21 protein-coding genes are annotated in these 19,562 nt (G+C 71.8%); 12 read left to right on the forward strand and 9 right to left on the reverse strand.

Annotated elements, in window-relative coordinates:
* Positions 1 to 122: 122 nt before the first annotated feature.
* Complete coding sequence (locus tag AC5L38_RS21620) at positions 123 to 908, reverse strand: SDR family oxidoreductase (protein WP_495244629.1); 786 nt, start codon at positions 906 to 908, stop codon at positions 123 to 125.
* Positions 909 to 1,088: 180 nt separating this feature from the next.
* Here AC5L38_RS21620 and AC5L38_RS21625 point away from each other — a divergent pair, with 180 nt between their 5' ends.
* Positions 1,089 to 1,934 carry a helix-turn-helix domain-containing protein gene (locus tag AC5L38_RS21625; RefSeq protein WP_495244630.1) on the forward strand — a complete coding sequence of 282 codons (846 nt, stop codon included), beginning with the start codon at positions 1,089 to 1,091 and terminating at the stop codon, positions 1,932 to 1,934.
* A gap of 106 nt (positions 1,935 to 2,040) precedes the next feature.
* A complete protein-coding gene (locus tag AC5L38_RS21630; protein ID WP_495244631.1) occupies positions 2,041 to 2,541 on the forward strand; it encodes a hypothetical protein in 501 nt (166 codons plus the stop codon).
* Between the two features lie 90 nt (positions 2,542 to 2,631).
* Here the strand turns inward: AC5L38_RS21630 and AC5L38_RS21635 are convergent, their stop codons facing one another.
* Positions 2,632 to 3,009: a winged helix-turn-helix transcriptional regulator gene (locus AC5L38_RS21635; protein ID WP_495244632.1), complete on the reverse strand. Its 378-nt coding sequence runs from the start codon at positions 3,007 to 3,009 to the stop codon at positions 2,632 to 2,634.
* Positions 3,010 to 3,140: 131 nt separating this feature from the next.
* Between AC5L38_RS21635 and AC5L38_RS21640 the strand changes: the two genes are divergently transcribed.
* The gene (locus tag AC5L38_RS21640) at positions 3,141 to 3,506 is read left to right on the forward strand and encodes a DoxX family protein (RefSeq protein ID WP_495244633.1); all 366 of its coding nucleotides are present in this window, start codon (positions 3,141 to 3,143) and stop codon (positions 3,504 to 3,506) included.
* Positions 3,507 to 3,742: 236 nt separating this feature from the next.
* Positions 3,743 to 3,985, forward strand: a complete 243-nt coding sequence (locus AC5L38_RS21645; protein ID WP_495244634.1) for a hypothetical protein — start codon at positions 3,743 to 3,745, stop codon at positions 3,983 to 3,985.
* Here AC5L38_RS21645 and AC5L38_RS21650 read toward each other — a convergent pair.
* A complete protein-coding gene (locus tag AC5L38_RS21650) occupies positions 3,960 to 4,712 on the reverse strand; it encodes a methyltransferase domain-containing protein (protein WP_495244635.1) in 753 nt (250 codons plus the stop codon). The genes AC5L38_RS21645 and AC5L38_RS21650 overlap by 26 nt on opposite strands.
* Positions 4,699 to 5,385 carry a class I SAM-dependent methyltransferase gene (locus tag AC5L38_RS21655; protein WP_495244636.1) on the reverse strand — a complete coding sequence of 229 codons (687 nt, stop codon included), beginning with the start codon at positions 5,383 to 5,385 and terminating at the stop codon, positions 4,699 to 4,701. The genes AC5L38_RS21650 and AC5L38_RS21655 overlap by 14 nt, the downstream gene beginning before the upstream one ends.
* 64 nt (positions 5,386 to 5,449) lie before the next feature.
* Between AC5L38_RS21655 and AC5L38_RS21660 the strand changes: the two genes are divergently transcribed.
* Positions 5,450 to 6,205 (forward strand): TetR/AcrR family transcriptional regulator, encoded by a 756-nt coding sequence (locus tag AC5L38_RS21660; RefSeq protein ID WP_495244637.1) that lies wholly within the window; start codon positions 5,450 to 5,452, stop codon positions 6,203 to 6,205.
* Between the two features lie 399 nt (positions 6,206 to 6,604).
* Here AC5L38_RS21660 and AC5L38_RS21665 read toward each other — a convergent pair whose 3' ends face one another.
* Entirely contained in the window at positions 6,605 to 7,279 is a 675-nt protein-coding gene (locus tag AC5L38_RS21665) for a DUF998 domain-containing protein (protein WP_495244638.1), read from the reverse strand.
* 134 nt (positions 7,280 to 7,413) lie between these two features.
* Between AC5L38_RS21665 and AC5L38_RS21670 the strand changes: the two genes are divergently transcribed.
* Both AC5L38_RS21670 and AC5L38_RS21675 read left to right on the forward strand, forming a co-directional pair.
* Positions 7,414 to 8,739 (forward strand): sensor histidine kinase, encoded by a 1,326-nt coding sequence (locus AC5L38_RS21670; RefSeq protein WP_495244639.1) that lies wholly within the window; start codon positions 7,414 to 7,416, stop codon positions 8,737 to 8,739.
* On the forward strand, positions 8,730 to 9,380 hold the full coding sequence (locus AC5L38_RS21675; RefSeq protein WP_495244640.1) for a response regulator: 651 nt from the start codon (positions 8,730 to 8,732) through the stop codon (positions 9,378 to 9,380). The genes AC5L38_RS21670 and AC5L38_RS21675 overlap by 10 nt, the downstream gene beginning before the upstream one ends.
* Before the next feature lie 88 nt (positions 9,381 to 9,468).
* On the opposite strand, the gene AC5L38_RS21680 is transcribed toward AC5L38_RS21675, so the two are convergent.
* A complete protein-coding gene (locus AC5L38_RS21680; protein WP_495244641.1) occupies positions 9,469 to 9,903 on the reverse strand; it encodes a nuclear transport factor 2 family protein in 435 nt (144 codons plus the stop codon).
* Between the two features lie 114 nt (positions 9,904 to 10,017).
* Here AC5L38_RS21680 and AC5L38_RS21685 point away from each other — a divergent pair, with 114 nt between their 5' ends.
* A complete protein-coding gene (locus tag AC5L38_RS21685) occupies positions 10,018 to 10,587 on the forward strand; it encodes a PadR family transcriptional regulator (protein ID WP_495244642.1) in 570 nt (189 codons plus the stop codon).
* Positions 10,588 to 10,736: 149 nt separating this feature from the next.
* Here the strand turns inward: AC5L38_RS21685 and AC5L38_RS21690 are convergent, their stop codons facing one another.
* Together AC5L38_RS21690 and AC5L38_RS21695 are read right to left on the reverse strand one after the other, a co-directional pair.
* Positions 10,737 to 13,127: an ATP-binding cassette domain-containing protein gene (locus tag AC5L38_RS21690; protein WP_495244643.1), complete on the reverse strand. Its 2,391-nt coding sequence runs from the start codon at positions 13,125 to 13,127 to the stop codon at positions 10,737 to 10,739.
* A gap of 608 nt (positions 13,128 to 13,735) precedes the next feature.
* Positions 13,736 to 14,002 carry a GlsB/YeaQ/YmgE family stress response membrane protein gene (locus tag AC5L38_RS21695; RefSeq protein WP_495244644.1) on the reverse strand — a complete coding sequence of 89 codons (267 nt, stop codon included), beginning with the start codon at positions 14,000 to 14,002 and terminating at the stop codon, positions 13,736 to 13,738.
* Positions 14,003 to 14,318: 316 nt separating this feature from the next.
* On the opposite strand from AC5L38_RS21695, the gene AC5L38_RS21700 reads away from it, so the two are divergent.
* Positions 14,319 to 15,674 (forward strand): serine hydrolase domain-containing protein, encoded by a 1,356-nt coding sequence (locus tag AC5L38_RS21700; protein ID WP_495244645.1) that lies wholly within the window; start codon positions 14,319 to 14,321, stop codon positions 15,672 to 15,674.
* On the opposite strand, the gene AC5L38_RS21705 is transcribed toward AC5L38_RS21700, so the two are convergent.
* A complete protein-coding gene (locus tag AC5L38_RS21705; protein WP_495244646.1) occupies positions 15,617 to 16,513 on the reverse strand; it encodes a LysR family transcriptional regulator in 897 nt (298 codons plus the stop codon). The genes AC5L38_RS21700 and AC5L38_RS21705 overlap by 58 nt on opposite strands.
* Before the next feature lie 77 nt (positions 16,514 to 16,590).
* Between AC5L38_RS21705 and AC5L38_RS21710 the strand changes: the two genes are divergently transcribed.
* The 3 genes from AC5L38_RS21710 (at position 16,591) to AC5L38_RS21720 (ending at position 19,333) form a co-directional block, all read left to right on the forward strand.
* A complete protein-coding gene (locus tag AC5L38_RS21710; protein ID WP_495244647.1) occupies positions 16,591 to 17,295 on the forward strand; it encodes a CTP synthase C-terminal region-related (seleno)protein in 705 nt (234 codons plus the stop codon).
* A 272-nt stretch (positions 17,296 to 17,567) separates the two neighbouring features.
* On the forward strand, positions 17,568 to 18,536 hold the full coding sequence (locus AC5L38_RS21715) for a cytochrome P450 family protein (RefSeq protein WP_495244648.1): 969 nt from the start codon (positions 17,568 to 17,570) through the stop codon (positions 18,534 to 18,536).
* On the forward strand, positions 18,533 to 19,333 hold the full coding sequence (locus AC5L38_RS21720) for an isocitrate lyase/PEP mutase family protein (RefSeq protein WP_495244649.1): 801 nt from the start codon (positions 18,533 to 18,535) through the stop codon (positions 19,331 to 19,333). The genes AC5L38_RS21715 and AC5L38_RS21720 overlap by 4 nt, the downstream gene beginning before the upstream one ends.
* Positions 19,334 to 19,562: the final 229 nt, after the last annotated feature.

The following is a 19,562-nucleotide window of genomic DNA, read 5'->3' on the forward strand; positions in this document are numbered from 1 at the left end:
TGCCGGCGGCTCTCTCCTGCCTGCCCTGGTCCCGTGACTACTCGTCTCCGTCAATGCGTTGCCGGAAGGGTACGCGTGCGCCGTCACCGACCGCAACCACAATCGCCGCGGGCCCGGGAAGATCAGCCGGGCCGGTGGGTGGGCATGATCGTGACCTGCTGGAGGTTCACGCGCGGCGGCAGGGTGGCGATGAAGCCGACGGTCTCGGCGATGTCGCGCGGCGTGAGGCCCTCCGCCGTCTCCCTGGGCCTCTTCGGCCACCGCAGCACGTTGTCGCCGGTGACCTCGCTCCGCGGCCCGGTGTCGACGATGCCGGGTTCGAGCGTCGAGACCCGCACGTTCCTGGTGCCCAGCTCGACGCGCAGATGGTGCGAGAGGTGGGAGACGTACGCCCTGGTGCCGGAGTGAACGGCGATGTTGGGGAAGATGTCCAGCGCCGCGGTCGACGAGGTGTTGATCAGATCGGCCACGCCGCGTTCGGCGGCGGCCCTGACCAGCTGCGGGGTGAAGGCGCCCAGGACGTTCATCAGCCCGGTGATGTTGAGGTCGATCCGGTGTTCCCGCTGTTCGGGGGTGAGTCTCCCGGCCGGGGCGGGCAGCATGACGTCCGCGTTGTTGAACAGAAGGTCGGCGTCGTCCAGCTCGGCCGCCACCCGGCCGGCGGCCGATCGCACCGCCGCGGCGTCGGTCACGTCAACGGTGATCACCAGGGCGGCGGCGCCGTCCTCCTCGATCTCGGAGACCAGCCGGTCCAGCCGGTCCAGCCGGTCCTCGGCCCGGATCAGGAGGGCGACGCGCGCGCCCAGCCTCGTCAGGTGCCCGGCCAGGGTCTCGCCGACGTCGCCGAAGGCCCCGGTGATGACCGCCACGCGGCCGGTCAGGGGCCTGGCGGGGGTTTCCCCGAACATGTGGACACCTTCCGAGGGTGAAGACCAAGAGGTGGGACCTCGGCCGACGGTCATCGGCCGCACATCCAGCACACCACCCCTGGGCGGCCTTCAGGGGGTCCGAGCAGGCCCTGGGCAGGCAGGTACCGGCAGGGCCACCCGGTGGGAGAGCACCGCACCCGGCTGGCCCACACTGGAGAGATGGACCGTAGCAGCGAGATCGCGGACTTCCTGCGCTCCCGCCGGGCCAAGATCACTCTCGGCCGGGCGGGACTGGCGGGTGACGGCCGCGCCCGGCGGGTGCCGGGACTGCGCCGTGGCGAGGTCGCCCGCCTCGCCGGAGTGAGCACCGAGTACTACACCCGTCTCGAACAGGGCCGCGCCGGAACCCCGTCCCCGAAGGTCATGGAGACCCTCGCCCACGCGCTGCAACTCGATCTCGCGGAGCGCGAGTATCTCGGCGACCTGCTGGCACGGCCCGCACCCGCCCGCGGTGTGCCCGCTCCGCAGCGGGTCCGGCCGGGCCTGCACCTGATGCTCCAGACCCTGGAGCACGTCCCCGCCTTCATCCTCGGCCGGTGCACCGACGTGCTGGCCAGCAACCACCTGGCGCGCGAGGTCCTGACCGACTTCGACGCCCTCCCCGCCCCGCGGCGCAACCTCGCCCGCTACTACCTCCTGGACCCGCAGGCCCGCGAACGCGTCGTGGACTGGACGCGGGTCGCCTCCGAGACCATCGCGATCCTCCGCTTCGAAACGGGCCGCTACCCGCACGACCGGCGGCTCGCCGACCTCGTGTGCGAGCTCACCCTGCGCCTGCCCCAGTTCGCCGACTGGTGGGACGATCACTGCGTCCTGCGCCGCACCCACGGCGTCAAGCACTACCGCCACCCCGTGGCCGGTGATCTCCACCTCCTCTACGAGTCCTTCCAGCCTCCCGACGACCCCGACCAGACCCTGTGCGTCTACAACCCCGAACCCGGCTCCGCCACCGCCGAGGCCCTGAGGCTGCTGAGCCGGTCGGACTCCCCCCAGCGCCAGGGGTGAGGCCACACATTTGACCGTTTCGGTCATTTGATGTCGGATCCTCCGGCAGAATGATCAACCATTGCTCCCCCGCGGGAAGCGGGAGACGGTTGAGAGGGATGGCCGAATGCGCGGGTCCACGAAGACGGTCCTTCTCGCCGCGGCACTGTCGATCGGCGGGATCGTCGCCACCCCCGCGAACGCGGTCGCCTCCGTCGCCGATCCCGCGTACACGGTCGCCTCCGCCGTCGGCCCGGAACGGGTGTGCGGTGCCGGCTTCGCCCGGGTCGCCCGGAGCAAGCAGGCCGTGAGGACCCCCTCCGGAGAGGTGCTCGGCCACGTCTACCTGCTGTACAACCGCAGGACCGGCTACACCTGCGTCACCACGATCAAGACCTCGAACGTCGGCGTCGCCACCTTCGCCTCGGCCACGGTCACGACGCAGAAGATGGGGGCGAGTTCGAGCGGGCCCGGCAGGAACGAGGGCCGGCAGGTCAAGTACCACATAGGCCCGCTGAAGGTCTACGGCAAGGGCCGGTGCGTCAGGTACTCCGGCACGATCTGGGACGACGGGCGCGGCGCCGCCGTCGCCACGGCCCGCTGGAAGTCCTGGGGCCGCTGCGGCTGAGTTCCCTGTTCCCTGTCGCGGCGCCACCGAGGGTCGGCGCCACCGAGGGTCGGCGCGTCGGGGCGAGGCGGCCGGGGGCGGGACCTCGGGTCACCCGTTCCCGGTCTGGTAGGCCTCGCGGCTGGCCTCGATGTGCGGGACGTGCTCGATGGCCCAGCCGGCGAGGGCCAGCGCGGGCGGGATGAGGCTCTTGCCGGTGGGGGTCAGCGCGTACTCGACCCGTGGCGGGACCTCGGCGTACACCGTCCGGGAGACCAGGCCGTCGCGTTCGAGGTTGCGCAGCGTCAGGGTCAGCATGCGCTGGGAGATCCCGGGAACCTGCTGGTGCAGGTCGGTGAAGCGCAGCCTTCCCTGATCGAGGGTCGCCACGATCAGCAACGTCCACTTGTTGCAGATGCGGTCGAGGATGGCGCGGATCGTCCGCCCTCCGTCTCCTCGGATCATGCAGGTGTGCTCGTACTCCGACATGACAGTCCCTTGTGTGTAACGCACACGTGTGTGCCTTTTGTAGAGCTTTCGATAGTGACGCATCATGGGGCTTCTTACGACCGGTAACCATCGTGGCCGGCGCCACGTCACCAACCCCCGAGGTGTCCCCCATGGAGATTTCCTACTGGATCGTCGCGGCCCTCCTGGCCGCCTTCTACCTCTACGCCGGGGGCAAGAAGGTCGTCCAGAGCCAGGAGCGGCTCCAGCCGATGATGGGCTGGGTCGACACCGTCCCGATGCCGCTCGTCCGCCTGATCGGGGTCCTGGAGGTCCTCGGCGCGGCCGGCCTGATCCTGCCGCCGCTCACCGGGATCGCGCCCTGGCTCGCCGTCGCCGCGGCGATCGGCCTCGCCCTGATCCAGATCGGCGGCATCGCGGTCCACCTGAGCCGCGGCGAGGTCCGGCAGATCGGACTCAACATCGCCCTCCTGGCAGCCGCCGCGGCGACCGCCTGGCTCGGCACCACCTGGCTCTGACTGGCTCTGAACCGTCCGCCCGGCTTCCCGGCCGGTCCCGGGACCGGTGACGTCAGGGGTGGTCCGGATGGGATTCGTGCGCGAACCGCACGGTGACGGACAGGCCACCTTCGGGGCGTGCGCTGGTGGTGAGGGTGGCTCGGTGAGCGTGCGTGACGGCGTCGACGATGGCGAGGCCGAGGCCGTCGCGGCGACCGCGACCCGGCCGGAACCGGGCGCCGCGTACAACCGTCGGCATGAATCCGTTCACGCCCCACCGATTCCCCCGGCTGCTGCGCGAGGAGTGGAGCAGGTTCCGCGCCGCGCGCGGCCCGGTGCTCACCATGGCGGCCTCCGTGCTGGTCACCGTCTCCCTCGGACTGCTGGTCGCCGGGGGCGTCCGCAGCGCCTGCTTGAGTTCGGCAGGATCCGAGCACCGCAGCCACGCGGCGACCACAGCGCGCTTGAGCTCGGTCACCGCGCCGGCGAACTCGCTGTAGGCGGCCAGCGTTCCTGGCGTAGCCGCTCCTCACGCGCGACAGCCTCAGCCCGTACAGCGGTCTTGTAGCCGACGTAGCGGATGCCGTTCGCCTGGATATCGCCGGAGTCGACGGCGGCCTGCTCGTGAGCGGCGGTGACGTCGGCCAGGTCGCAGAAGAAGTACGGGCCCTCCTCCAACAGGTAGGTGTCGAATCGTGCCCTCAGTCCCCGCATCATGTCCTGGCCGGTGTGCAGGTGTTCGTCCTGGCTCCAGGTCTGGACGTAGCCGTCCCACGGTCGGCTTGACACCTGCCAGGCTTCGCGGTGCCGATCGAGCCAACCGTCGCCGTCACCGGTCGGCAGGCGGGCGAAGCACCACTGCGCGGTGGCGTCGTCGAAGCGTTCCCACGCCCACTCCACGACCACTACGACACCGCCCGGCACCACGGCCCCGGCCATGCGGTCCAGGACGTCGTCCAGGTCGGCCACGTGGTGCAGCGACGTGCAGGCGATGATCCCCGCGACCGGCTCGGCCGACGTGTACTGCTCGAACACCATCTGGTGGTAGTCGGGTTCGTGTGGGGCCTGTGGGTCGATTCCCGCCGGGGCGTAGCCGTGCGCCCGCAGGTGGGGGACGAATCCGCCGAGCGGCCCGCAGCCGATCTCCAGGATCGGTGCCGGTGGGGATGGCAGGTGCTCGCGGACGAACGGCCATGTCGCGGCGAGCCGGCGTTCATCGGGAGTCACGGTGTTCTCCCGGGCCTTGGGGAACGGTGTCCGGGCGCCGGCGCAGGGCGAACCAGAAGGTGGGCACCGGGTTCGTGCCCGGCGTGGCGTCGACCAGGTCCCAGCCGGCGAACCTGGCGCGCAGCTCATCGGCGGTGACACCGGATATCGGGTCGTCGAACGCCTCGGGGCCGTACCCGAACATCAGCAGCCGGGCGCCGGGAGCGGCGCGGCGGGTGAGTCCGGCGGCGTAGGCGTCGCGGCGGTGCGGCGGGATCCCGCAGCAACAGCTCAGGTCGAAGAACAGGTCGTAAGGTCCGGGCGCGTCCAGCTCGTCGAGGCGAGTGGCGTCTCCGCACAGCAGCCGTACCGCCGTCCCCGCCGCGGCGGCCTTGGCCCGGGCCTGCTCGACTGCCCGGTCGATCAGATCGACGGCCACGACCTCCCAGCCGTGCCGGGCCAGATAGACGGCGTTGGTCCCGGTGCCGCAGCCGAGTTCCAGGGCGCGGCCGGGCGGCGGCGCGCCGTGCCCCTCCACCAGGGCGACCAGTTCGGGCGGCGTGACGCCGGTGTCCCAGGGCGGCTCGCCGGCGCGGTAGTAGTCCTCCAGCGCGCGTCGGACGGCCTCCTCCTGGCCGCGTCCGGTATCGACCCGGTCGGCGTCCGTCCCCTGAGCAGTGTTCGACCGCTCCATGGCTCCCTCCTCCAAGTTTTTAGAGTTGAACTCTAGTGTTCTACTCTAGAGATAGATTATCTCCGTGAACATCGTCAAGCGGCCGGACAAACGGGCCGAGCGGTCACGCCGCACTCGCGAGAAGATCATCGAGGCGGCGCGGGAACTGTTCCTCGCGCAGGGCTACGGCGCGACGAGCCTGCAGGAGGTCGCGGACCGGGCGGGCGTGGCCGTCCAGACCGTCTACTTCGTCTTCGGCAACAAGCGCACGCTGTTCAAGGACGTCGTCGACACGTCCATCGCCGGCGACACCGAGCCGGTGGCCACCATGGATCGGGAGTGGTTCCGCGCCGCGTGCGCCGCGCCCACCGCGGCCGAGCAGTTGCGCGCGCACGTGCGCGGTACCCGCGAGATCCTGGGCCGGGTGGCCCCGATCATGCCGCTGATCGCGACCGCCGTGGCCACCGACCCGCAGATCGCCGCGCAATGGCCAGAAGGCCCCGACCCGCGCTACACCGTGCAGCACGCCGCGGCCCGGGCGCTGGCCGGCAAGCCCGACGTCCGCCCCGACGTCTCCGTCGTGACGGCCACCGACCTGCTGTTCGGCCTGCTCAGCCCGCAGCTGTACCTGCTCTTCGTCCAGGACCGCGGCTGGTCGCCGGAAAGGTGGGAAGAATGGGCCCGCGCCACTTTGACCGCCCAGCTCTGCGCCGGCGCCGCGTCGGGCACGGGTTGCCCGGACAGGTGCGGCCAGGACGATCATGCCCCGGAAGCCCGTGAGTCCCCCTCCGGCTCCGCCGCCGCCGAGACACCCGGCGCGGCGCCCCGCATGCCGGGCTGAGCCCCACTCACCCACCCGCCCGACCCAGGCCGCGGACGCCTGCATGACCCGGACGCTGGGGACGCCTGCACGGCAGGACGACCCCGCCCAGCGACACTCCCGTCCGCAACGACCCTCGCCTTCAACCGGCGAGCCGGGTGAACGGCCCACATCTCCCCGGCCCACATCTCCCCGGCCCACATCTCCCCGGCCCACATCTCCCCGGCCCACGTCTCCCCGGCGCACGGCGAGAACGCCGGCTTCTCCGGCGTCGTCACCGTGGACGTCGAGGCGGAACCGGCCAGGCTGGACGGCGGCGGCTGGAGACCGCTGTGCCCGGCCGCCACGGACATGGCCGTGCTGTGATCAGCAGGACCGCTCCTCCGGCATGTCACTCGCCGGAGCGGCGACGTGCGCCTTTCATCCCTTCGCACTCCCGCTGTCGGCGAGATGCCTCCTGGATACCGTCAGCATGCGGCAGCCGATGGTGATCATCCATACCTGAAGGCCGAACACGGCGATCCTCTCGGTGCCTCCCATGCCGAGCCCGGCGAAGTTCCTGGTGAAGTGCATCCAGGTTGCGAGAATGGCGGCACCGCCGACGAGCAGGGTGAACCCGCGTACCCGTCCGAACGGCGTGTCGCGCGACGCGAATCCGGCCAGGATCAGACCGAGGTTCCCGCAGAGCGTGAGGAGCAGCGCACCGAGCACGTGGAGGTTCAGATCCACATCCGCCGGATACAGGCCGGCGAGGAGATATCCGACGGCGCTGCAGAACAGCAGGAAGCGGGCGGCCAGCGAGACCACTCCCCTCCCCCACAGCCGGGAGGTCATGACGATGCCCGCGATCATGAACACCACCATGACGATCATCGAGGTGTTCATGAGGTCGTGCAACGGCGAGCAGATGAAGCGCGGGGCATCCTCGTCGAACATGCCGCAGCGGGTAACCCCCAGATCGCTGATGTTGTTGTCGGCCCAGCTGAAGGGCGTGGTCCAGGCCGACTGGACGATCAGGTTGACCACGAGGAACTGGACGGCTCCCGAAATCCAGGCGACGGCGCCGATCCGGGCAGGCGGGAACGTTGACTTCATGGCGACAGACCACCAGTTGGTCGGGCTTCACCGCACTACGAGCAGACAGCCCCTGGAGGTATGGCCAGCCCTACCCCGGTGACTACGACCAGGCGTGTGGGCACGGGTCCATGCCGGCACCTAGGGTGGCGCCCATGGGGACACGGAGGCCACGCACCGCACTGGAGGCGATCTTCTGGCGAAGGTTCCTGCTCAGCGCGTGGCCGTGGCGGTCGGCGGCCTACGCCTGTACGACCCTGCCGGTGGCCTGCACGGCCGCGTTCTCGCTGGGCCTGCTCGCGCTGCCGTGGCTGGCCCTGGCCGGTGACGGCCTGCACGGCAGGTACCAGCCGGCCGGGCGGAGCCTGCTGCTGCTCTCCCTCGGCGGTGTCCTGCTCGTCGCGCTCGGACCGTTGGTGGCACTGGCCGTGGCTCCGGTGGAGCGGGCCCGCCTGTCGATGGTCTGGCACTCCGCGCAGGAACCCGGGCCCCGCCCGCCCCACGCACCCGGACTGTGGGCATGGCTGCGCGCCCGGTACGTCAACGCGGCCACCTGGCGTGCGCTGGCGTACACCATCGCGCTGGCCACCGTCGTTCCTGTGCTGTACGGCTGCCTCGCCTCGCTCCTGCTGCTGGCCGGTGTATTCCTGTCCAGCCTCGGCCTGGTCGGCGGCGACGACGGCACAGTGGCCATGGGCCTGGGCCAGGTGAGCACCGCCAAGGAGGCGCTGCCCTACGCCCTGGCCGGTCTGATGATCCTGCTCGCAGCCCCCTACCTGCTGACACTCGCCGCCGGCGGGCACGCGGCGATGGCGGCGGCGCTGCTGCGCACCGACTCGGCCCAGCAGCTGCAGACCCGGCTGGTCGAGGTGACGCGCTCTCGCGCCCGCCTCGTCAGTGCCTTCGAGGCAGAGCGCCGAAGGATCGAACGCGACCTGCACGACGGCGCCCAGCAGCGCCTGATCAGCCTCACCCTGCAACTCGGGCTGGCCCGGCACGACCTGCCCGGCGACTCGGCCTCAGCACGCAGCGTCGCGGACGCCCACGACCAGGCCAAGCACCTCATGGTCGAGTTGCGTGAGCTCATCCACGGCATCCGGCCGCAGATCCTCGCCGACAGCGGCCTGACCGCCGCACTGCGTGATCTCGCCGATCAGTCTCCGATCCCGGTGAGGATGGAGAGCGACCTACCCGGCCGCCTGCCCGACCATGTCGAGTCGACCGCTTACTTCGCCGTCTCCGAGGCGCTGGCCAACGCCCTCAAGCACAGTGGCGCCGGCGCGATCACCATAACGGCACGACTGCGGCGGGAACTGCTGGTCATGGAGGTGAGCGACGACGGGCACGGCGGCGCGGACCCGCGCGGCGGCACCGGACTGACCGGCCTGGCCGACCGGGTGGCCGTGCTGGACGGCAGGCTGTGGTTGTCCAGCCCTCCTGGAGGCCCGACCTCGCTGCGGGTGGAGCTGCCGTGCGCATAGTCCTGGCCGAGGACGGGATCCTGCTGCGGGAAGGGCTGGCCGGCCTGCTGACACGATTCGGCTTCGACGTCCTCGCCGCGGTCGGCGACGCCGACGCCCTCTGCCGGACCGTCGCCGAGCACGCACCTGACCTCGTGGTGACCGACATCCGGATGCCTCCGAACTACCAGGATGAGGGGTTGCGCGCCGCGGTCGAACTGCGACGCCGCGACCCGGGCCTGGCCGTCGTCGCACTCAGCCAGTACGTCCAGCACGACTATGCCGCCGAACTGCTCGACTCCGGCGACGGGCGCGGCGTGGGCTACCTGCTCAAGGACCGGGTGGTGGACGTCGCGGAGTTCGTCGCCACCCTGAGGCAGGTGGCCGCCGGAGGCACCGTGGTCGACCCTCAGGTCGTACGCCAGCTCCTACGCCGCCATCGCGACCCGCTCGCCCGGCTGTCACCCCGCGAACGCGAGGTGCTGGCACTCATCGCGGAAGGCCACTCCAACATCGCCATCGCCCAACTGCTCACCATCACCGAAACCGCCGTGGGCAAACACACCGGCAACATCTTCGCCAAACTGGACCTGCTACCCACCGACGACACCAACCGCCGGGTACTCGCCGTGCTGACCTACCTCAAGAGCAGCACCGAATAGGACCCGGAAGGAACGTTGCCGGTCGGAGTCCCCTTCGGCCGTACGCTGACCGACTGTCCGGTGCGGGAGCGTCCGCACCGGAGGGGCCTCAGTGGTCGGCCGGGGCCGGGACGAGGCCGTCGGCGACGAGACCGGAGAGGACCGCCTCGGCCAGGACGTGGACCGCGGACTGCGGGCGGACCATCACGGTGAACTCCTTGATCAGACCGGCCTGGTCGAACTGGAGGAGGTCCATGCCGTGGACCTCCTTGCCGCGCACGGTGGCCCGGAACAGCAGGACGACCGACGGGGCCTCGGTGCCGTCGGCGCTGGTCTGCGCGGTGCCGTCGAGCTGCCCGATGTAGCGGAAGTCGTCCTCGAAGGTGCGCAGCAGAACGTCGAAGAGGCTCAGGACCATGGGCTTGCCGTCGAAGGGGGTGAACTTCACCGGGCTGTACAGGCGGATGTCGTCGGTCAGCAGGTCGCTCAGCGCGGCGAGGTCGCGACGCTCGATGGCGGCCCGGAAAAGGTCTGCGGTGGTCATGGTTACGTCCCCGTAGTCAATAAAGTGATTAATCACTTTATTGACTACCATGGCGGGTACTCACCAGGGAAGACACTCACCAGGACACCTGACCGGGCAAGAGGGGGCGTCTCGATGGCGTTGCGACACGCCGTGCTGGCGGCGCTGCTGGACGAGGAGCTCAGCGGCTACCAGCTGGCCAAGGCGTTCGACCTGGGCGTGGCGAACTTCTGGCACGCCCTGCCCCAGCAGCTGTACGCCGAGCTGGCCAAGCTGGAGAGGGAAGGGCTGGTCACCGGCCGGGAGGTGATCCAGGACTCCCGGCCCAACAAGCGCCTGTTCAAGGTGACCGAGAGCGGGCTGGCCGAGCTGGAACGGTTCGCGGCGACCGCCAACAAGCCCTCCTTCATCCGGGACGACCTTCTCGTCAAGATCCAGGCCGTCGACCACGTCGACACCGACGAGGTGGTCGCCCAGCTCATGGAGCGGGCCGCCTTCGCCGACGCCAAGATCGAACTGTTCGGCGGCCTGCTGAGGAAGATGCGCGGCGACAGGAGCGAGGAGGAGTTCCTGCGTGACGACGAGCGCGTCGGCCCCTACCTGACCTGCCTGCGCGGCCTCGCCTTCGAGCAGGGCAACCGGGACTGGTGCCACCGGAGCGCGGCGATCCTGCGGGAGAGGCAGGCCTCCCACAGCCGGCGGTGAGGACCCGCCCCGGACCGGCAGCCGGGAAGATGCCCCGCGGATGCTCGCCGGGCCGCCCCCTCCGCGCCCCTCCGCACCCCCTCCGCGCCCCTCCGCGCCACGTGCGGGCCTGCCGCCCCGGCGGCGGGCCCGCCCCGCGCGAGCTCAGGTCAGGCGCCGACGTAGGCCGCGAGGTGCTCGCCGGTGAGGGTGGAGCGGGCGGCGACGAGGTCGGCGGGGGTGCCCTCGAAGACGACACGGCCGCCGTCGTGGCCCGCGCCGGGGCCGAGGTCGATGATCCAGTCGGCGTGCGCCATGACCGCCTGGTGGTGCTCGATGACGATGACCGACTTGCCGGAGTCGACGAGCCGGTCGAGCAGGCCGAGCAGCTGCTCGACGTCGGCGAGGTGGAGACCGGTGGTCGGCTCGTCGAGGACGTAGACGCCGCCCTTCTCGGCCATGTGGGTGGCCAGCTTGAGCCGCTGCCGCTCGCCGCCGGACAGCGTGGTGAGCGGCTGGCCGAGGCTGAGGTAGCCGAGCCCGACGTCGGCGAGCCGGTCGAGGATGGCGTGCGCGGCCGGCGTGCGCGCCTCGCCCGCGGCGAAGAACTCCCTGGCCTCGATCACCGGCATCGCGAGCACCTCGCTGATGTCGCGCCCGCCGAGACGGTAGTCCAGCACCGAGGCCTGGAACCGCTTGCCCTCGCACTCCTCGCAGGTCGTGGCGACCCCGGCCATCATCGCCAGGTCGGTGTAGATGACACCGGCGCCGTTGCAGTTGGGGCAGGCGCCCTCGGAGTTGGCGCTGAACAGTGCCGGCTTCACACCGTTGGCCTTCGCGAACGCCTTGCGGATCGGGTCGAGCAGCCCGGTGTAGGTCGCCGGGTTGCTCCGCCGCGAGCCGCGGATCGCGCCCTGGTCGATCGACACCACACCCGCGCCGGAGGGGATCGACCCGTGCACGAGCGAGCTCTTGCCGGAGCCGGCCACGCCGGTGATGACGGTGAGCACCCCGAGCGGGATGTCGACGTCGACGTCGCGCAGGTTGTGCGCCGTCGCGCCGCGGATCTCCAGCGCGCCGGTGGACGTCCGCACCTTCTCCTTGAGGGTGGCCCGGTCGTCGAAATGGCGGCCGGTGACGGTGCCGCTGGCCCGCAGCCCCTCGACGGTGCCCTCGAAGCAGACGGTGCCGCCCGCCGTACCGGCGCCGGGGCCGAGGTCGACGACGTGGTCGGCGATCACGATCGTCTCCGGCTTGTGCTCCACGACGAGCACCGTGTTGCCCTTGTCGCGCAACCGCAGCAGCAGGTCGTTCATCCGCTGGATGTCATGGGGGTGCAGGCCGACGGTGGGCTCGTCGAAGACGTAGGTGACGTCGGTGAGGGAGGAGCCGAGGTGGCGGATCATCTTGACGCGCTGGGCCTCGCCGCCCGACAGCGTGCCCGAGGACCGGTCGAGCGAGAGGTAGCCCAGCCCGATCTCCACGAACGAGTCGAGGGTGTGGCGCAGCGCGGCGAGCAGCGGCGCCACCGACGGCTCGTCGAGGCCTCGGACCCATCCGGCCAGGTCGCTGATCTGCATCGTGCACGCGTCGGCGATGTTGATCTCGCCGATCCGCGACGACCTGGCCGCCTCGCTGAGCCGGGTGCCCTCGCACTCGGGGCAGACCGTGAAGGTGACCGCCCGGTCCACGAACGCCCGGATGTGCGGCTGCATCGCCTCCCGGTCCTTGGACAGGAACGACTTCTGGATCTTCGGGATCAGCCCCTCGTAGGTGAGGTTGACGCCGTCGACCTTCACCTTGACCGGCTCCTTGTAGAGGAAGTCCTGCAGCTCCTTCTTGGTGTAGTCGCGGATCGGCTTGTCGGGGTCGACGAGGCCCGACTCGGCGTAGACCCGTACGGTCCAGAAGCTGTCCGACTTCCAGCCGGGGATGGTGAACGCGCCCTCGGCGAGCGACTTGGAGTCGTCGTAGAGCTGGCCGAGGTCGATGTCGGAGACCGTGCCCTGGCCCTCGCAGCGCGTGCACATGCCGCCGACGCGGGTGAAGGTCGCCTTCTCGGTCTTGCGGGCGCCGCGTTCGACCGTGATCGCACCGCTCGCCCGGACCGTGGGGACGTTGAAGGAGAAGGCCTGGGGAGAGCCGATGTGCGGCTGCCCGAGCCGGCTGAAGAGGATGCGCAGCATCGCGTTGGCGTCGGTGGCGGTGCCGACCGTGGAGCGGACGTTGGCGCCCATCCGCTGCTGGTCCACGATGATCGCGGTCGTCAGCCCGTCGAGGACGTCGACCTCGGGCCGCGCCAGCGTCGGCATGAAGCCCTGCACGAAGGCGCTGTAGGTCTCGTTGATCAGCCGCTGCGACTCCGCGGCGATCGTGCCGAACACCAGCGAGCTCTTGCCCGAGCCGGAGACGCCGGTGAACACCGTCAACCGGCGCTTCGGGATCTCGACGCTGACGTCCTTGAGGTTGTTCTCGCGCGCGCCGTGCACGCGGATCAGGTCGTGGCTGTCGGCATCGTGCGGCGCAGGCGACTGCGTGTCCGTCCTCGGGGCCATGCTCATCGTGTCTCCATCTATTAGGCGGACCGCTTTCGCGGTCTCCGTCGGCGTCGCCTCGCTCGATCTAACCAGCTTCGAGCAGTACGTCTGGTTTTTCCTCGCGGTCGGGGCGGTCGCGGCACCGATCCGTCGCTCACCTGGCCGGCGATACCTGCCGGGGTGGGTTCGGCGCGATCGATCAGGGTTTCCGTCTAGCTTCGACATGCTTTCAAGGAATTAGGTCACTTTTAGTCCGCTTTAACCCTCTCTGGCTCGCGAAGGGCTCGCGGAGGTGTCCATGGCACTCACGCTAGGCGCGGCCCGGGGGCCGGCGCTTCTCGAATCCTGATCGGTCCGGGCACTCGTCCCGCCACGCGCTGCGCGGGCATGCCGGGTGCGGTACGCGAACGCCGGACGCGGCACGCGCTGCGCGGGCATGCCGGGTGCGATATCGGGTGCGGATACGCCGAGAGTCCGGTTCCGACTCGCGCCGGTGGGCGCTGATCGGTTCCGGACTCCTCGCGGGCCCTCACGCTCCGCGGGAGCGAGAACCCTCCTCGTGTGACGCGGTGGCCGAAGACCCGCGTCGTTCGTGCTCGGAGGCGGGCCTTCCGGCCCGCGTCACCTGAGGCTCAGGACTTGTGGCTGCCCTTCTTGCCCTGCATGTTGGCGACGACGCTCACGCAGATGACGGCCATGATGAGCTGCACCACGAGAGTCAGCCACGTCCTGTCCGCGAAGCCCAGCAGGTGGGCGATGGCGGTACCGGCGAGGGCGGCCACGATGCCCGCGAGGATGGTGGGGATCCACCCGATGTCCTGTCGGCCCGGAAGCAGCAGCCGGCCGAGGCCGCCGGTGATCGCACCGACGATGATGGCGCTGATGATGAACGTGATCATTATGATCTCCCTGTTCGGACAGGTCGGTCTTCGCTGTCGACGGTGAAGCTAGGACGCCGTGGTTGACACGACCTTGACATCGCGTATACGTCCGATGACCTGCTTTTACGAAGCAGGCGAACCGGTCGCGGAGTGCGCCCGGAGCCCGGTGGCCGGACGCCGTCACCGCCCGCGCGGGGCGATCCCCTGGACGGCCCGGCGCTGATCTCCCCCCGCTCACCGCGCCGGGCCGCCCCCGACGTCCTCCCGGCTCGGACGGCACTAACCTGGGGGCACTTTTTCGCGTTGGGTCTCGTGTCGGGTGAGGAGCCATTTGATGTCGCCGGTTCTGGAGAGTACGGCTCGCGCGCTGCTGCGCAGGATCGCGGTGGAGCAGGCCCAGGGACGCCTGCCCTCGCTGACCGCCGCGGTGGTGCGCGACGGGGAGCTCGCCTGGTTCGGCGCGCGGGGCCGGGTGGAGGGGATCGCCCCCACCCCCGTCACCCAGTACCGCATCGGCTCGATCACCAAGAGCCTGGTCGCCGCCGTGGTGATGCGCCTGCGCGACGAGGGGAGGATCGGCCTGCTCGACCCCGTCGGCAAGCACATTCCCGGCCTCCAGGTCGGGGACTTGACCGTCGCCCAGTTGCTGTCGCACACCTCGGGGCTGAGCGCCGAGTCCCCCGGGCCGTGGTGGGAGCGGACTCCGGGAGTGCCGGTCGACGAGCTCTTCGCCGAGCTCGGTCCCGAGACGGCCAAGCACCGGCCCGGACGCCGCTTCCACTACTCCAACGTGGGATTCGCCCTGCTGGGCGAGCTGGTGGCCCGGCACCGCGGAGTGAGCTGGGCGCAGGCCGTGCAGGAGGAGATCTTGCTGCCGCTGGGCATGCACGACACCACGACGCGGCCGCGCGCCCCGCACGCCGTCGGCTACGCCGTGCACCCCTGGGCGGACGTGCTGCTGCCGGAGCCCGAGCACGACGCGGTCGCCATGGCTCCGGCGGGGCAGCTGTGGTCCACCCCCGCCGACCTCGCCCGGTGGGCGGCGTTCGTGGCCGGGGACACCGGGGACGTGCTCGCCCCGGACACCGTGGCGGAGATGCGCGAGCCCGCGACCGTCGACGACGGTGACGCCTGGACCGGCGGGTTCGGCCTGGGCCTGCAGCTGACCCGCGCGGGCGGCCGCCGCCTGGCCGGTCACAGCGGCTCCATGCCGGGCTTCCTGGCCACGGTGTGGGCCGACCCCTCCGACAAGGTCGGCGTGCTGTTCACCGCCAACTCCACCGCGGGCGTCAGCCGGAACCTGCTGACCGACCTGCTGGCGATCCTCGACCAGCACGAGCCGAGCCTGCCCGCCGAGTGGGAACCCGTCGCCGACAGCGCGGGCCTGCTGGAACTGGCCGGTCCGTGGTACTGGGGGCCCAGCGCGTACGCGCTGCGGCTGCTGCCCGAGGGCGGCGTCTCCCTCAACCCGATCGGCGGCGCGGGACGGGCCTCGCGGTTCACCGCCCAGGCCGACGGGACCTGGCTGGGGCTGGACGGCTACTACGCGGGCGAGACCCTGCGGGTGGTCCGCAGGCCCGACGGCTCCCCCAGCCACCTGGACCTCAACACCTTCGTCTTCACCCGCACCCCCTACGACCCGGAGGCGGAGGTGCCCGGCGGGGTGGACGAGGGCGGCTGGCGCAGCTGAGCGGCGAGCGCGGCGGCCGGGCCCGCGGCCTCGACGTACAGGACCTCCACCCGGTGCACCACGCGCGGCGAGCTCAGCGGCACCCCTCTCGCCGCGCCCGGCGCCCCGGCGGCCACGGACGCGGGCAGCAGGACCAGCCCGTGCCCGGCGGCGACCAGGTTCAGCACCGTGCGCACGTCCTCGCCGTCGTAGCGGGACGCGGCGCGGAACCCGCCCCCGCCGACCAGCTCGCGCAGCCGCTCCACCGGTACGGCGACCGGCGCCCGCAGCCACAGGGCGTCGGTCAGATCGGCCAGGTCCAGGCCGTGCCGGTACGCGAGCGGGTGGCCGGAGGGCAGGAGCACCACCAGTTCCTCCTCGGTGATCCCGAAGCCCGACAGCGGCCCCACGTCGGGTAGCCGCAGCGGGTCGCTGGGGGCGGCGATCCCGTCGACCAGGCCGAGACCGGCCGCGCCCGAGGCGACCTCGGCGGCGACGCGCTCGCGGGCGATCGTGCGCAGCCCGCATCCCGGCGGCAGGCTCCGCACGATCGCCGGGGTACAGGCCAGCGGGGAGGCGGCCAGCTCCAGCCGCCCGGCCGGTCCCGACGCGGCGCGCAGCACGTCCGCGCGGGCGGCCCGGTGGCGCAGCAGCAGCGGCCCGGCGTGTTCCAGCAGGCGCTCCCCCGCGCCCGTGGGTTCCACCGGGCGGCGGCGCAGCAGCGCCAGTCCCAGGTCGGCCTCCAGCGCGGCGATCTGCTGGGAGACCGCCGACTGGGTGTAGCCGAGCTCGGTGGCGGCGGCGGAGAAGGACCGCAGCTCGGCCACGGTGACGAACGTGCGCAGCAGGTGCGGGTCCACGGTGCATCAGTATCGCTTATCGACCCACCAGTAATCATCGTTGGCGCTTACCCGGCCGCCGGGGTCAGGATCGGGACATGACCACCGCGAGGATCGCCCTGGTGGGCGACAAGTCACCGTCCGTCCGGTCCCACGCCCGCATCCCCGTACTGCTGGAGGCGCTGCGCGAGCGCGACGGGCTGGCGCTGGACGCCTACTGGATCCCCACCGCCGAGGCCACCGGCCTGGAGGGCTTCGACGGCGTCTGGATGGTGCCCGGCAGCCCCTACCGCAGCGAGGCCGGCGCGGTGAACGCCGCCCGCACCGCCCGCGAGCACCGCATCCCGTTCCTGGGCACCTGCGGGGGTTTCCAGCACACCCTGCTGGAGTACGCGCGCAACGTCCTGGGCCTGCCCGTCGCGCACGCCGAGAACGACCCGGGCGCCGAGGACCTCCTGCTGCTGCCGCTGGCGTGCTCGCTGGCCGGTCACGAGGACGCCGTCCGGCTGACGCCGGGATCGCTGGCCGAGAGGATCGTCGGCACCGAGAGGACCGTGGAGAGATACTCCTGCGCCTTCGGGCTCAACGCCGACTACGTGCCCGCCCTGGAGGCGGGCGGGCTGCGCTTCACCGGCCACGACGAGGCGGGGCTGGTACGGGTCCTGGAGCTGCCGGGCCACCCGTTCTTCCTGGCCACCCTCTTCCAGCCGGAACTGGCCGGGGACGGCAGCCGCCCGCACCCGATCGTCACCGGTTTCGCCTCCGCCTGCGTCACCCGCGCCGCCGCCTCCGCGCGGGCGTGACCACCGCGAAACGCCGGTTCACGCGGAGGGCTCGTGCGGACGGGTGACGCGGACGCTTCGGCGAGCGCCGAAGCGTCCGGCGTCTAGCCTTTCGACCATCGCCGAGCGGCGGGGAGCCCCCCGCGCGGTCCCCGGCGGAGAGCGCGGCGGTCCCACGCCCTCCCCGCGCCTCCCCTCCACCCGAGAAGGGCTCTCCACCCGTGGAGAGCCCTGGAGAACCAGCGGCGACCGGGGGCCGACCACGGAGAACCGAGGAGAACCGAGGAGAACCGATGACATCCGATCCGCTGGTCCTGAGCCGCCCCGCCGAGATACGGGCCGTGCTGGCCGACTCCCGCTTCACCGTCGACCCCGTACCGCGCCCGCCGTTCGCGCTGACCGTGGCGTGGCTGCGCGGAGCGGTCGGCCGCTTCGCCGAGGGGGCCGTGCACGCCGAGCGCAGGGCGGAGGCGGAGGCGGTGCTGGCCGGGCTGGTCCCGGGCGCGCTGCGCGCCGAGGCGTTCCGGCTCGCCTCGCGAGACGCCGGTCCTCCCGCCTGTCCCCCGGAACTGGTTCCGGTGCTGGTCCTGGCCGTCGCCCTGGGGGTGCGGGCCGAGGACGGGCCGGAGGCCGTGGAGGCCGTCGCGGCGATCGCCCCGGCCTACCTGCCCGGACCGGGACCCGGGCCCGGCGACGCGGGCCCCGGCACGGCCGACGAGGGGCTGGCGCGGCTCTCGCGCCTGCTGGGCGACCCGGCTCCGGAACGGCTGGCCGTGGTGGCGGGGCTGCTCGCCCAGGCGTACGCCCCGACGACCGGTCTGGTCCGCGCCGCCCTGGCCGCCGCGCCGACACGGCCCGCCGTCGGAGCAAGTGCTGCCGGGGCGAGTGCCGCCGGGTCGGGCGGGACCGGGACGGTGGGGGAACTGACGGTGGGGGAACTGCTGGACGAGACGCTGCGCCGTGATCCCCCGGTCCGGACGCTGCGCCGCAGGGCGCCCGGTGGCGGAAGGAGCGTGGTGCTCGACGTCGCGGCGGCCGGCCGGGCCCCCGGAACCGGCCAGGACCCCGAGGTCGGTCAGGATCCCAAGACCGATCAGGCCTCCGAGACCGGCCGTGATCCCGAGACGGCCCGCGGCCCGGTCCTCGCGCGCACGGAAGGCGAACCGGAGTACCTGACGTTCGGGGCGGGACCGCGCGCCTGCCCGGGCAGGCAGGTCGCGCTGGCCCTGGCGGCCGGGACGGTCGAGGCGGCGGCCCGATGACGTTCGCGCGGTTCAGGGCGCTGCACCACGCGGGCGAGCCGCTGCTGCTTCCCTGCGCGTGGGACCACGCCTCCGCGGCGGCCCTGGCGCGGGCGGGGTTCGCCGCGATCGGGACGACGAGCCTGGGGGTGGCCGCCGCGGCGGGCAAACCGGACGCCGGGCGGGCGACGCGGGAGGAGACGCTGGCGCTGGCACGGACGATCACGAGGTTGGGCGTCCCGGTGACGGTGGACATCGAGGCCGGGTTCTCCGAGGATCCCGGCGAGGTCGCCGACCTGGTGACGGAGCTGGCGGGGCTGGGGGTGGCGGGGATCAACCTCGAAGACGGTCGCGGTGGCCGCCTGGCCGACCTCCCGGCACAGACCCGGCTGGTCTCGTTGGTCAAGCGACGGGTTCCCGAGGTGTTCCTCAACGCGCGTACCGACGCGTTCTGGCTGGGCCTGCCCGGCGCCCGGGCCCTGGCTCTGGAAAGGATCCGCGCCTACGCGGGGGCGGGGGCCGACGGGGTCTTCGTGCCGGGCGCGAGCGCCGAGCGGGACCTCGAGGCGCTGGTGGCCGGGGCCGGGGTGCCGCTGAACGTGCTCGTCCAGCCCGGCGTGCCGGTGCGACGACTGGCCGAGCTGGGTGTGGCCCGCCTCAGTTACGGGTCGCTGCTGTTCCGGGCGGCGTTGAGCGCGGCCGTCACCACGGCGCTGGCGGTGGCCCGGGGCGAACCGGTCACCGGCGACGTGCCGTCCTACGAGGAGGTCGAGGCGCTGCACCGGTACGGGTCACCCACCGGCGAGGGGCGTCCCTGACGGGCAGGTCACGGGCGCCGGCACGGACTCCGGCACGGTCGAACCAGGCCTTCCAGCCCCACACGACCTCACCATGACTCAAAGCGTGCAAATCATCACCCAGGGTGTCCGAGCTTGGCTACGGGGTGGATCGAGTCCGTCCGCGACCCTGTTGGACACCTCGGCGGCGCGGCTTGGCTGTCGTTCACGGTGGTTGACCGGGGCGAACACGACCGGTGGGCCACGACGA

Source organism: Streptosporangium nanhuense (assembly GCF_059358815.1).

Bases quoted from the DNA above. Each gene is read 5' to 3' on its own strand.
- AC5L38_RS21620 (WP_495244629.1), bottom strand. From the start codon at position 908: ATGTTCGGGGAAACCCCCGCCAGGCCCCTGACCGGCCGCGTGGCGGTC.
- AC5L38_RS21625 (WP_495244630.1), top strand. From the start codon at position 1,089: ATGGACCGTAGCAGCGAGATCGCGGACTTCCTGCGCTCCCGCCGGGCC.
- AC5L38_RS21630 (WP_495244631.1), top strand. From the start codon at position 2,041: ATGCGCGGGTCCACGAAGACGGTCCTTCTCGCCGCGGCACTGTCGATC.
- AC5L38_RS21635 (WP_495244632.1), bottom strand. From the start codon at position 3,009: ATGTCGGAGTACGAGCACACCTGCATGATCCGAGGAGACGGAGGGCGG.
- AC5L38_RS21640 (WP_495244633.1), top strand. From the start codon at position 3,141: ATGGAGATTTCCTACTGGATCGTCGCGGCCCTCCTGGCCGCCTTCTAC.
- AC5L38_RS21645 (WP_495244634.1), top strand. From the start codon at position 3,743: ATGAATCCGTTCACGCCCCACCGATTCCCCCGGCTGCTGCGCGAGGAG.
- AC5L38_RS21655 (WP_495244636.1), bottom strand. From the start codon at position 5,385: ATGGAGCGGTCGAACACTGCTCAGGGGACGGACGCCGACCGGGTCGAT.
- AC5L38_RS21665 (WP_495244638.1), bottom strand. From the start codon at position 7,279: ATGAAGTCAACGTTCCCGCCTGCCCGGATCGGCGCCGTCGCCTGGATT.
- AC5L38_RS21670 (WP_495244639.1), top strand. From the start codon at position 7,414: ATGGGGACACGGAGGCCACGCACCGCACTGGAGGCGATCTTCTGGCGA.
- AC5L38_RS21680 (WP_495244641.1), bottom strand. From the start codon at position 9,903: ATGACCACCGCAGACCTTTTCCGGGCCGCCATCGAGCGTCGCGACCTC.
- AC5L38_RS21685 (WP_495244642.1), top strand. From the start codon at position 10,018: ATGGCGTTGCGACACGCCGTGCTGGCGGCGCTGCTGGACGAGGAGCTC.
- AC5L38_RS21690 (WP_495244643.1), bottom strand. From the start codon at position 13,127: ATGAGCATGGCCCCGAGGACGGACACGCAGTCGCCTGCGCCGCACGAT.
- AC5L38_RS21695 (WP_495244644.1), bottom strand. From the start codon at position 14,002: ATGATCACGTTCATCATCAGCGCCATCATCGTCGGTGCGATCACCGGC.
- AC5L38_RS21700 (WP_495244645.1), top strand. From the start codon at position 14,319: ATGTCGCCGGTTCTGGAGAGTACGGCTCGCGCGCTGCTGCGCAGGATC.
- AC5L38_RS21710 (WP_495244647.1), top strand. From the start codon at position 16,591: ATGACCACCGCGAGGATCGCCCTGGTGGGCGACAAGTCACCGTCCGTC.
- AC5L38_RS21715 (WP_495244648.1), top strand. From the start codon at position 17,568: ATGACATCCGATCCGCTGGTCCTGAGCCGCCCCGCCGAGATACGGGCC.
- AC5L38_RS21720 (WP_495244649.1), top strand. From the start codon at position 18,533: ATGACGTTCGCGCGGTTCAGGGCGCTGCACCACGCGGGCGAGCCGCTG.